Source organism: Luedemannella flava (assembly GCF_039528515.1).
GTDB lineage: Bacteria > Actinomycetota > Actinomycetes > Mycobacteriales > Micromonosporaceae > Luedemannella > Luedemannella flava.
Genome location: NZ_BAAALT010000136.1, coordinates 14,619 through 26,871 on the forward strand (window position 1 = coordinate 14,619; position 12,253 = coordinate 26,871).

The 12,253-nt window shown below is 63.3% G+C and carries 6 protein-coding genes; 2 read left to right on the forward strand and 4 right to left on the reverse strand.

All coding sequences use genetic code 11. The features are described from left to right. Positions 1–136: 136 nt before the first annotated feature. Positions 137–1,828, reverse strand: coding sequence for a hypothetical protein (locus ABD211_RS20925; protein WP_344134474.1), 1,692 nt, complete (start codon positions 1,826–1,828; stop codon positions 137–139). Positions 1,829–3,894: 2,066 nt separating this feature from the next. Between ABD211_RS20925 and ABD211_RS20930 the strand changes: the two genes are divergently transcribed. Further along, positions 3,895–7,299, forward strand: coding sequence for a hypothetical protein (locus ABD211_RS20930; protein WP_344134477.1), 3,405 nt, complete (start codon positions 3,895–3,897; stop codon positions 7,297–7,299). Here ABD211_RS20930 and ABD211_RS33950 read toward each other — a convergent pair. Continuing rightward, a complete protein-coding gene (locus tag ABD211_RS33950) occupies positions 7,283–7,720 on the reverse strand; it encodes an ArsR/SmtB family transcription factor (RefSeq protein ID WP_425560474.1) in 438 nt (145 codons plus the stop codon). The two genes, ABD211_RS20930 and ABD211_RS33950, sit on opposite strands and share 17 nt — an antisense overlap. Beyond that, positions 7,717–8,835 carry a hypothetical protein gene (locus ABD211_RS20940; protein ID WP_344134480.1) on the reverse strand — a complete coding sequence of 373 codons (1,119 nt, stop codon included), beginning with the start codon at positions 8,833–8,835 and terminating at the stop codon, positions 7,717–7,719. Before ABD211_RS20940 ends, ABD211_RS33950 begins: the two co-directional genes overlap by 4 nt. Before the next feature lie 1,099 nt (positions 8,836–9,934). On the opposite strand from ABD211_RS20940, the gene ABD211_RS20945 reads away from it, so the two are divergent. Then, positions 9,935–10,882 carry a hypothetical protein gene (locus ABD211_RS20945; RefSeq protein WP_344134483.1) on the forward strand — a complete coding sequence of 316 codons (948 nt, stop codon included), beginning with the start codon at positions 9,935–9,937 and terminating at the stop codon, positions 10,880–10,882. Between the two features lie 258 nt (positions 10,883–11,140). Here ABD211_RS20945 and ABD211_RS20950 read toward each other — a convergent pair whose 3' ends face one another. Beyond that, on the reverse strand, positions 11,141–12,127 hold the full coding sequence (locus tag ABD211_RS20950) for a DUF2199 domain-containing protein (RefSeq protein WP_344134486.1): 987 nt from the start codon (positions 12,125–12,127) through the stop codon (positions 11,141–11,143). Between the last annotated feature and the right edge of the window lie 126 nt (positions 12,128–12,253).

Here is a 12,253-nt window from a genome sequence, read left to right on the forward strand (position 1 = left end):
CCGGGAGGCCAGTTTCGGATCCTAAACGCGCCGCCAGGCACCCGACTCGCCGAGCCGTGCGAGAGCGCCGCGAGCAGGCCCATGCCTATGACTTCGCAGAGCAGACCCGATCCATCTGGGACCACAATCAGTAGGTCTACCTTGGCCCGACCAGCGCGAAGACGCCGGTCAACTTCGCTGCAAGCTCGCGGACTTCAAGAGCGATCTTTAACACCGGAGTATCTATGGTGGCGCTTGCGTACTCGGCCTCGCACTTGGTCAACAGGGTCGGCCAGAGCAGACTGGCAAGCTCCACTTTGTCGTCTTTGACCCGCATCCGGCCCAGCGGCACCTTGATGTCGCGGTGGGCGGCTCGAGCGGCTTGAAGCTCGGTCCGCAGATCCACCTCCCAGGCCGCTGTCGACACACAGGCGTTGTTCTGTCGCGTAGCGAGTGTCGTGATCGCCTGGACCAGCTCGTCATCGGTGAAGTTGGCCAACTCATATGTGTCCTCTCCCCAGACACTTACGTGAATGAGGGCATCGAGCTCGTCCTGGCCGATGTCGGCGTCTTGGTACTTCACCTCCTCGCGGATGGCTGCCTGCAGGTCGGCCCTGACCTTTCTCCGCTTCGCCTGCGTGGCGAAATCGTTCTCGGGATCCATAGCGATGTACAACGCCGTCGGAGACGCGTCCAACATCCAACGGTCATGCAGGCGCCGGCCGACGCGTGGCGTGACACCGTAGCGAGCGATCAGATGAGCGTTGATCTTCGACCCTTTCGTCCGTTGCGCGCGGACGTCCTGCGGTCGAGACAAGCCGAACTCGGCGAGCAAGCGTGGAACGTGGTAAAGCTCCGTCTCGCCCTCCACCAGAAGGATCACCTTCGGGTGCGGCGACAGGCCCAGCTCGGCGAGCGCGCGTTCGAGTGTCTCTGCCTCGGCGTACCGCGGCGCCAGCCGATCATGCTGGGCCGCCCACCACGACGTGCCGGACAGGTCTGGCAACGGATCGACAACACCCTCACCGGCCAGGTCTTCGTGGGCGCGCAAGAGCACCTCGGCGGCCACGCGGTGCCACATGGCCGCCAGCGGTGCGCCCCGCAATTTCGACCAACCCGCATAGCTCGCATACCGCACCAGCGGAAGCCACTTCGCTAACGGATCCTTGTGAGCATGCAACAGCAACGCGTCGGCCTCCGTCCGCAGGTCGGAGGGTTCAAAGCCCGCAACCTGGATCAGTTCCAACAGGTCCGACGTTGCCCGATACCGACGTAGTGCCGCCTCGTCCACCCCAGGCGGGAAGCTGAGCCGGCCGAGAACGCTCGGAAGGTAACGAGTTGCCAGAGCGGCCAGCACGCACGTTAGCCGACGCGACTGCAGCGCTCGCTGCTCAAAGGCGGAAGTGCGCATGCCGGACCGAATGAACTCGTACTGATTCACGGCGCGTGGAAGCTCGAGCAGCTGCCAGGGCGAGTAGGTGAAGCCGTTCCACCACTCCTTCGCTGCGGCGTCATCGATGTCCTGGGGGAGCGTGTACGGCCACCGATCCGATAACTCTACCTGCCACGCATCGCACACGCGGCCACGGCGGCCGGCGTCGAGTGTCCAACCGCGAGGATTGCTACCCAGGATCGGTTCGGTGCCGTTGTCGATGCACAGACCGTCTACCAACTCATCATCGACCAGGTACAGCGGCACGAGCAGACGGCTCTTGTGCAGCGCTCGCAACTGGTCAAGGGATACGTCGATGCCGCGTTCCTTGGCCTCGTCGAGAAACGTGCTGGTGCCTAGCAGACCATCCTGCGTAAAGACGAAAGGAAGTCCCAACAGCGCGAGTGTGCCTTCCATCCGCTCAGACGTAGACATCGTTACCCGCAAGGCCAGAGAACATAAGACGAGAACGTTAGCAGGTTGCGACGTATGCCGAGCCCGCACCAACCGCTTCGGACTCCGGTCTGGATCGTGACGACACGGTCCACGCTGGCACGCGTTCCTCTGCCGCGCGCACGAGGCTCCGAAGACGCCTAGCTCCATCGGCTGCTCCGACGTCTCGCCAGCTCAACACCCACTCTCCGTCTAGCTCGATGCGGCGAGTGCCGACAGATCCGCAGTCGCGGTCACGACCGTACCGGCTGCACTGCAGGCAGCAGCCGGCCGGAGATGCGCCGCTATCTGGCGCGGGGCGCTGCCGCGGCCGCCGACTTGCCCGGCCACCGGACCGAAGGCCGTAGGGAGGCCGGGACAAGAGTGCCACGGCCGGCGGCGCCCCCGGTGCACCGCGTCAGCGCCGGACAAGCGAGCAATCCGGCAACAAGGTAGCCACCATGCGGTGCCTACGCGGACTTGGGCGTCGAGCGAGCTGCCGTAGAAGTCGAAGAAGGCTGCCGAATTGTATGAGGACAGAGCTTTGGCCTACGACGATGCTTCTAAAATGTCATCGGGCGAGCTCAACCAAGGTCACCCTGCACGATCCCGATCGTGGATCCACAAGGTTATCTATTGCTGCGGCTTAGGGTTGATACCTGCCATTTTTACCATCTTCTTTTGGGCTGGGCTCGTCGAAGATGCTTGGGGGCCCGGCCTCATGGTCTTCCCCGTAGTTCTCGCATTTCCGGTATTTCTTATATACCAGGATGCGAAAAACGTACTCGGATCTGCGCGGATTGTGCCGGTCGTAGCGAGCCCTCCGGTGATTGTGGTTCTATGCATCCTGCTAAGCTCCATTCCGTCCAGGACTAACACATCAACTGTGCCGGCAACTGCGCGGCCTAGTTCTCCGCCGCCGTCGATTGAGCATCCATTTGCGTTAGTTGACTGGGACCCATACCTAACGTGTGCTGATGGATGGCGCTCGGGCAGCATTGGCAAGCGTGGAGCCTGTAGCCACCATGGAGGCGTTGTCGTCGCCTTCTATGTTGGTAGCAACGGTCAAACGTTACACTGCGAGCCAGGCGAGTCGCCGCCATTTACTGAACGCGCACAACGGCGGATGTTGCGGCAAGTCGGCTATTTGGCATGTACCGAAGACCCTTTCTAAACGCCAGGCCAAATGTTCCATGCAGATAGCGAATCCGGGTACACTGCGGGCGGTTATCTTCCTTACGCGTACCGGTTTACGCAACACGAGAAAACATTCTGGGACCAGTTTTGCTCCCATGGTAAGTGCCAAAACACTGACCGTTCATTACCAGTGGCTGTAGGCGTCGTCCCATCGGTTCTGCAGTGCTCGCAGTAGGGCGGTCTGCATTCGGTCGGTGGCGTGGGCGTAGACGCCGCGGATGCCGGTCGCCTGGTGGCCCAAGCGGTGACAGGGCGACGGCGTCGGGAGTCGTGTCTTCGTCCATCCAGGTTCGGTGGGTGTGGCGAGATCGTGAAAACGCAGCCCAGGATTGCCGCCGGCTCATCGTGTCGCGGGTCGCCGTCGCATGCTGGTCGCCATGTTCGTGCAACGAACGTAGTCCGCCACAGCCAGCCACCACTGTCGGTACAAACGACTGTCTCGTACGGATGGTTGTGCTGCAGTTGGTCGAGCCCGTCGACGAGAAACGGCGGCAACCTGACGTCGCGTACGGCCGCCTTGGTCTTCGGCGGTCCGAGCCAGGGACCGTGCCATCCCTGGCTCCCCAACAGCGTCTTGATAGGGGTGGGGCTGCCGGAGTGCGACACGTCCGGTCGGCGGGAGAACGACGCTTGGGCGATCCGCACGTCCGGCTGGAAGCCTCAACGGAGGCCGATCATGTCGGATCAGGGCCTGCGCGGACAGCCCGTGCCGTCTGCCGTCGTGGCGCTGTGACGGCCCAACACGTCGGTGCGGTGTGCTATCCATGCGGTGAAAGCGAGCCGCCTTGAAGAACATGACTGTGCAAATTTCGGAGTCTCACGATGTCGGTTTCCTCGAGCTCAGGCAGGAGCGAATGACGACGAAGAGCCCCGTGTCCCCGGCGGCTGCCGGTGGCGTGGGCACCATTTACGAGTACCGAGTTGCCGCAATTGCCTTGACCTACCTGTTGTCTGGTACGCACCCGCCTGGACTTCAGATGCCGCTGGTTGGCGTGGCCCTCCAGCAGCGCGCGCTCGGCCACCTTCTTGATGACGTTGTGCTCACCGCTGAGCCCGGACCGTCGCCGTTGTGTACTGAGTACCAGGTGAAACACACCCTGTCTGTCACAGCCAGCGATTCCCCGTTTGTTGACGTGGTGGTCCAAGGACTACACGTCCTTCGCGACAGAGCCAACGACGTAGCCCGCGGAGATCTGGGCCTGGGCCTCATCGCTAGGGGAGAGGCGGAACCCTTGGCTCAACTGGCTGTATTAGCGCAGTTCGCTGCGGGCCATTCTTCTGCCACAACGTTCGCCGCAATCTTCCAGCGCGGCGTTATCGATCGGAAGGTCCGTGATCGACTGACGCAGGTCCGCAAGGTCGTCACTGCTGCGATTGCGCGCGGGGCACCCGATCTCGGCGGTGTTGATGCTTCAACGCACGCATTCTTGTCAGCGCTGCAGGTGTGGCACGTGAGCGAAGGTCCTCGCGGGGCCGACTATCTTGCAGCCCTTGACAGGCTCAGTCCCATCGCGACATCGTACGGCCTCAAGCCGATCGATCTCTTTGGGCATTTGACCGCGCTGGCTCAGGACTGGGGAGTTACGGCTGGTGTCGTAGACGCAAGCAGTGTTCGACGTCAGCTTCGACGTCGTGGGCTCGGTCTACGCGAAAGCACAAGCGAGGACCTGCAAAGTGTTGGCCGTGTGGAAAGCGTGGACGCAGATGCGGTTGTGAGGGGACCCGTAGCGGCGGTCGGATTAACAGACATGCTCGACAAGGCTGAGCGAATGCTAGCGGACGCGGATCCTGCAGCCGCCTCATCCTACGCCCAAATCGCCAGCAGGTTGGAGGCGGCAGGCTACTGGCCGCACGCAGCGTTCATGCGACGGCAGGAGGCCGAGGCGACTCAACGTGCCGGGCACCCAGACGAAGCGATGATCGCTTTGATGGGTCTGGCCTGGAACCACCTCGAGGTCGTTCAACCGTGGGAGGCAGGCTTCGCGTTAGAGGATGGACGCCGTCCAGACTGGGCAGAGAAGTTGAGTATCTCGGTTGGGCGAGCGAGGAAAGCTGTCGGTGCCGCTGTATGGGTCGCCAAAGGTTCCGATCTCGAAGGTTTCATTGCAGCGTTCGATGCACTTGAAGAGGGCGATCCGTACCGAGAGCGGGCAGCAGCGTTCCTTTGCGAAGAGGCGATCGCCGCAGCAGCTCCTCAGCACGTCGTGGAGCGTCGCAACGTACTAGAGGCGATCGTTCTCGCGTCGGCTGCGCGTCACGACGATGCAGCGCAGCGCAGTGCGGCACGGGTGCAGATGTGCCTCGCAGATGCGACGGGCCGCTGGGCAGCCATTACGCCCGAGATTCATCGGAGATACCGGCGCCCGATTGTGGCATGGGCGCACGCACGCTATGGCCGCTACCTGGCGCTGTCGGGCGACGGCCCCGGCGCGCAGCAACAATATCTGCTGGCCATCGAGCGAGCGTGCGTAGAAAGGATGTTCGACGACGCCGCCGACTGGCTCTACGCGCTCCGTACCGTCCGGCATTGGTATTCCGATATCGGAAGGGACGAACAGCATCCGCTTGCGCAGGCGCTGCGAGCCAATTCGACTCCGAGCGGACTGCCGGGCTCGCCGCACACCGCAGAGCACGCCCGCCGTGCGATGTTAGACCTGGACAGTCCCAGCGAGGCTCTTCGGACTGCTCAGCGATGGCGGTGGCAGACGGTCGTCCGCGGGCAGCTTGCCGAGGAACTCGAAGCTGTACGTTCGTTGGCGCAACTCCAGCAGCGGCTTGGCCAAGTAGAGGAAGCAGTCCACTCTTTTGTCCGAGCCGGCGCACCTGACCAGGCTGCAAAGGCGGCGAAGGCACTACCCGACAGACCAGCTCGCCTCCAGGTCAACATGCATGTGACGCCGGTGGAGTGCTGCCGGGCGGCCGCGTTCGCGGCGGTCGCCGCGGCTGCCGATCTTCTTAGTGATGACGACGCGCAGGCGTGGGCGAGCGCCGCTCTCGGCGAAGTCTCCGCACCCGACCCAGATGTCCGTACCTGGGGCGCGCAGGCGCGACCTCGGGCCTTCGACGCCCTGGCAGTGCTATGCGACGTCCTTACTGACGGCCAGGTCGATGTGCTTTTACGCGTGCTGGATCGACTCGTCGGGCCGCGTCGTCCTCGGGACACCGACGAGGCGGTCGCGCGGATTTTGATCTCACTTGCAGCCAGGCGAGAAGATGTCGTGCCGCTACTAGTCCGGGCATTGCTCGCTGATCAGCGGATGGCCAGCGTCATTCTGGACAGAGGTGAGCAGACACTTACAAAATACCGGGAAGCGTTCGGCAAGCTTCTCTCAGAAGCAGCCGCAGAAAGTCAAGATGCCTGCATAGCGCTCATTATCTCCGGCGCTGACCCTAAACCTGCGCTGGCACTTGCGCGTAAACGAGTTGATCAAGCGCTCGATGATCGAGCCGGTGGTTCGTCCCTGATGACAATTCCTGCCGACGCCTCCCAGGTCGCTATTCTCGCGTCCGTTCTGGACTCAATGACATGCAATTCCGTTGCCCGCAAACTGTTGGGCCAGGCGCTGGACCCTAGGGCGGAGACGTTTAACCGGCGGTTCGCTCTTCAGTCGTTGATCAATGTTATCCGTGCGGTTGACGCTAAGACCCAGGCAACCATCTGGCCGACAATCATGGACATTGCCCGTGGCAATCACGACGCAGACTTAGTCCAGGTCCGCTATGGAAGCGAGCCCTCGCTTGAGGCAAGCAACGAATGGTCTTCCCGGCCAACGTTGTGTGACCTAGCTCTCGCGTGCGCGGCTCGCGTCGCCAGTGATGACACTCATTTCCAAGCCATCGAGGAACTCGGCATTGCGCTTATTCGTACGGTCGGTGACGCTGCCCAATGGCGGATCGGGCGGGCTTTATTTAAGCTACCAATGCGTCGGGCAGGTCTGGATCTCAATCACTATGCAGTACATCCACTGCCAGCGATGAGGGCCATCGCGGCCGCCCGCTGGGCTAGGGATCCAGGTGCACTCGACGTTGGCGTAGCCCTCCGTCTTGCCGGCGACGAAGATCACCGCGTGCGAAAGAACCTTGCCTTGGCGATGAACGGTCATCTGGCTGTCGTGGATACCAACCCTGCCATTACGGCCGTGGTTGAAGTCCTGCGGACGGATGCTCGCCGCAGCATCCGCGGCGCCATGTCAGATCTTGAATTTCGCCTTCACGGTAGGGAACAATTATTAATTAATGCCGCTACTGAACGTCGTTGACGATCTGGTCTACTCGGAGGATTTGGTGGGCATTTGGATGCTCGGCTAAGGCTGGAGGTGCGCTTGCGCCTCCATCTGGTCGGCGCGTAGCAGTGCGACCGCAACGCCCCGTCGCGCCTATTGGTGGAGGCGTCGGGAGCACGGTCCGAGGTTCTCGACGTTGAGGATGTCGTCGAGTGATGCGCTGAACGGCTGTACCGCCGCGGGCCGCCGGCCGCTTATGCTTATGCCGGCGAGGTGTCAGGCGCCGGTCAGGGTCGCGGCGTCGAGGGAGCGCGGCGAGCTGTTGCAGGCTGGCGGGTACGGGTCGGTTGTAGACCCAGGTGCCGCGGCGGTCTCCGGTGATGATGCCGGCCTCGCGGAGCACTTTGAGGTGGTGGGAGATCGTGGGCCCGGGACACCTCGAGTGCCCAACCCTCATCCGGCATGCGGAGGCTTGGCCATGCGCCCAGCAGGGATCCACGTCCGAACGCTTTCAGACGTCCAGCCAAGACCGGTGCCGGCCTCAAGCGCGTAGCCTGGCCGTTCGAGGGCGGCGCGCCCGCGGCTGAGCACGAGGGCCCACTCGTCCGGGTCTGCACCGTCCGGCATGCCGGGATCCCACTCCGTCGGGTGTGTGCTTTCGTCCGTTTCGGCACGGCGGCCAAACGGGAAGGGGCGCCGCGGGATGGCCTCGACGGCGACCACCACGCCGAGGTCGCGGTACTCAATCCCTGCCGTCGTGATCGCCCAATCCTCGCCGACCAGTTCGTGCAGCGCGCCAGACAAGTGCCACCCGCCGTGCTCTACCGGCAGGGCCACGTCCAGGCTGCGTTGGAGGTTCCGCATCGCGACAGTCCAATCGGGAGTGTTGGAGGCGCCACGCGCACCGTTCTTCCGGAGCCTGTCGCTGAGTCGCAGTGCTACCTGCGATAGCTGCTCGCCTGAACCCCAGAAGTCCTCGATGAGGAGCAATCCAGGGCCTCTCCTGGTCAGCAGTGGCCAGACCTGGATTAGCAACTGGTCATCCTCAAGGCGGTCTCGCCCACGGAAGTGCGCGCCGTAGGAGAAGGTCACCCAGATGCCGTGCGGGTCCTCGTTGGCCTGCACAGTTACTTGGCCAGCGATGGCATTGAGCCTGGTCGCTTCGCTGAGCGCGGCGCCAACTGATCCAGCGGTCGGAGGGTCAAGAGCCATCACAAGATCATGGTGACGAGCTGTTTGTTCCTGAAGGCCCACGTCAACTTCTCGCTGCAGATTCGCGATCTCGGTCGCGATATTGTCCACACGGGCCTCAAGCGGGGCGACCACCCGGTCACGGACCTCTCGGACGACGGTGGACGTGACCCTCGTGGTGAAGCTCCGCTCAAGGAAGAAGAAGAAGGCAAGCAGAAAGAGCGCCGCAGCAGCTTCCACCATGAAGGCGACGGCGATGTCCTCTCTGGAGTCCGGCCCGGCGATCTTGAACGTAACCCAAATCGCGACCCCACCCGCGGCCGTGCATGAGAGCACAAGCCACCAGCGAATGCCCTGGGCCTTCGGCTCTTCGACCGTCACGATCGGTAAGCGTAACCGGCGCGGGGCCTCAAAGCGGGTGAAGTAAACGTCCATTTCTGAGCGTGCCGTAGCGCGTAGGCCAACCGCGTGGACCGTCGCGCTCGGTTGCGTGCAGGCGATCAGCGAGGTCATCGCCGACCAGGTCAGCGCCCGTGGGCACGCGGTCAACCATCCGCTCATGCCGTGATCCGCGCGGCCACCCAGGGCTATGTCGGCTGGGGCCGCAGTTGCGGCCGTGGGAGCAGATTGGGAGCAGCAGGTCGCTCCCAACGGCGCTGAACCGTGCCCAGCGGGCGTGACCTGCACTGAACGGCGCTGCCGTGTTCGCAGGCTGTTGCAGAGTCGCTGGTCAGCGGCTTGCGGGCCGATCGTTTGACACGGAAGAGGTCACTGGTTCAAACCCAGTATCGCCCACCATCTATATCAACAGTTCAGCTAGCCCGTTACCGAAGATGCGGTAACGGGTTTTTGCATTGTTGGTCCTTACATTGGGAGCAGATTGGGAGCACAAGATCATTTAGCTCCGGTGGTGCGATGCGGGAACAGGCGCGGCGGGCCGTGAACGGCGTTGGGCTGCACCGGGACGGTGCCGCTCCGGTATGGCCGACGCCGCAGGCGACGTCACGACTCCCTATGCCTTGGCATCCAAGTTCAAGGTCTGGTTCATCGAGCACGATGACCGGGCCCCGTTCGTTGGCGTACTGGGAGAACGCGGCGAGGCGATAAGAACGACCCGAGCTCGATGCGACGGCCGCTAGATCAATGGCAGAGCTGAGGACTTTAAACCGTTCGCCCCATCTCTCGCATAGATGACCACCGCATGCGCTCGCGTCATCCGGCGTTATCCCAGGTCATTCGGGGTCGACTTCTGAGCCCATCGAATAGCGACGATGGACTTTTGTCTTCTGCTCGGTCGTGATCTCCCGTACCCCCAGGTACTCCTACAGACCCCCGCTGGTAATCGGAACAGCTCGTAAACCGAGCTGGTTCTCTGGGTCCGGGGTAGTGATGGCCGATGTCCGCTGCGGGCGCACGCCGGGAGCCTCATCCGCGTGGCCGGAGCTGCGTTCCGCCCTCGCCACCATGAGATCCTCGGAGTATGGGCCACGACATAACCGAGGGCTTGGCGCCGTGGGTTGCGGAGGCGCTGAGGGCTCCTCGCACGGAGCAGCTGGCCGAACTGGCGCGCCGGTTCGAGGCTTTGGACGACCTGACGGCTGACGCGTATACCCGTGAAGTCGTCCTTGTGCCGCTTCGGGGTAGTGCTGTAAAGCGGTGGCGAGATCTGGTCGCTGCCGGACGCGAAGATTGGATCTTCGTACAGTCGACCGAAGAGGAGACTGTATTGGCGGTGGATCAGCCGTCCGAGATGGGCCAATGCGACCCGGCCGCCGGTGTGATCTATCCGGAACTCCACTCGCGTCTGATTAGCTGGTACCTGGTCCACGCGTGGCGTGCGGTGGATCTGGCTCAGGATTCCTTGTACAACCTGGGCAGTTGGCGGATCACATCAGGGGCAGTCACGGTACGCGCCCTGATCGAAGAGGCAGCCTGCCTCTTGGACGAGTGCACGAAGCTCACAACCGCTTGGGAGCAGGCGAAACAGACTCCTCCCGACCCAGTGGCTCGTCCGGATAAGGTCCGGAGCCTGCTCGCGCAGGTTCTGACCGAGGCCGGCTTCTCATCGCGGCTGAAGGACTTCCCCGAACTGCCGAAGGCCACGAATATTCTCACTTACGTCGCCAGACTCGTCCGTGCCACAGGAGACGAGCGGTACCGGACCTGGTACGACTGGCTGTCGGACGCGGCGCACCCTGCCTTCGGTGCGCGAATCGCGCTTGCCTCGCCACCGATGGCGCACCAGACAGGGGCTGTGGTGGAGCGGTATTACGCTCGGTCGCCACTGTCGATGAGAACATCCAGCGGTGGTGAGTGGTCCTTGGACAACGAAGTTGCGTTGCACGCCGCAGACGCGCTGATATCGGCGGGATGCCTGGTGTCCGACCTGATGACAACTTCTCTTGAATGGTCGACGACTTCGGCCTGACTACCGGAGCGGCGAATTTGACGATCCGCAGCTACTGGCGAAACCTGCGACCTGTCAAAGGAAGCCGCGCCTGCCCTTGCGGTCGTGGGGCGTGGTCGACCTGCCAACACCGGTGGGGCCGCCCCGCACCGACCGTTGCCTTACACGGCCGGTCAGCGGCAGCTGGGTAGTTGGCTGTGCCTCCATTCGGAGGTGGTCGACGGAGCGCTTCTCCAACTCGGAAGCGGTCGACAGAGCGCTTCTCCGAGTCTGAAGAGGTCAATTTCGTGTACCCCGGCGCGACGACGCGCTCCTGTTCGTGGACAGACTGACCGGCGTCCTCGGCCGTCTGCTCATCCGAGTCGACAGCCTTGTTCTGTCATGCGGCGGAATCGGGCGCGGCTGGTGAGCGTTGCGGCCACGGAAGACCTCATGCAGCGCCCATGATCGGGTGAGTACGTCATGGAGAAGCTCGTTGTCGGTCTCGGTCAGGTACGGCGCCCGTGTCTCGGTGACGGCCGTGTCCGCCGGGACGGTTGCGGTCACGATCGCGCCGAACGCGTCCGGCCACGGCTGCACCGCGGTTGCCAGCCGCCCGGAGATGCGCATGCCCTGCCAGGTCGAGACGCCACCGGTGATGGCATGCCGGCCCCGCTCGTACTCCTCGTACCGCAGGTAGATCCAGACACCCAGCGCGGCGGTCCGGCCGTCGTCCATGTCCACCGGCATGATGCGGATGAAGTTGCCGATACCGTCGGCGATGCAGACGCTGCTGTTCAGTACGCGCACCCGGTCGGCCTCGGCGTCCGGCAGCAGCAGCATCGGATCGGGCGCTTCGTAGTCCCAGGCGGCGTTGCCTGCCGGTATCGGCTCGCCGCAGCATCGGCAGGTACTGACCGTCGAAGGTTCGGTCGGCGGCGTCGCGTGCGCCTTTGCCAGCAACGACGAGTTGGCCATGCCGCGCTCGAAGCTCTCCCAGGCGATCGGATCCTTCTCGCGCCGTGGCCGGCTACCCTCGCTCCCAGTGGCGGCGCGGATCAGCCCGGCATTGAACCGGTCGAAAACGAACTCGCCGTCGTCGGACTGGCCGAATCCGTCCGTGAGCTCGGCCGGGATGTCGTCGCCCGACGCGCCTCGACACACCGCCCGTGCCAGCGCATCGACCAGGTCCGTGTTCGTTTGGCCGGACGGCAGCGCAAGCGTGAGATAGCCGCTCGGCTGTCCCATCACGCGCGCACGGTGCCAGTGGCTGACGATGCCTGGCATCCACATTCAGGGGCAGCCCTGCTCGCACAGCGAATGCAGCGCCCCAACAGTCCTTAGTAGATGGCAAAGCGTGGCATGTGCCGAATGTGTCTCCCACGTTGTTGTGCGAATAGTGATGAGATCGCA

Bases quoted from the DNA above. Each gene is read 5' to 3' on its own strand.
- ABD211_RS20945 (WP_344134483.1), top strand. From the start codon at position 9,935: ATGGGCCACGACATAACCGAGGGCTTGGCGCCGTGGGTTGCGGAGGCG.
- ABD211_RS20930 (WP_344134477.1), top strand. From the start codon at position 3,895: ATGACGACGAAGAGCCCCGTGTCCCCGGCGGCTGCCGGTGGCGTGGGC.
- ABD211_RS33950 (WP_425560474.1), bottom strand. From the start codon at position 7,720: ATGAGGGTTGGGCACTCGAGGTGTCCCGGGCCCACGATCTCCCACCAC.
- ABD211_RS20950 (WP_344134486.1), bottom strand. From the start codon at position 12,127: ATGCCAGGCATCGTCAGCCACTGGCACCGTGCGCGCGTGATGGGACAG.
- ABD211_RS20925 (WP_344134474.1), bottom strand. From the start codon at position 1,828: ATGGAAGGCACACTCGCGCTGTTGGGACTTCCTTTCGTCTTTACGCAG.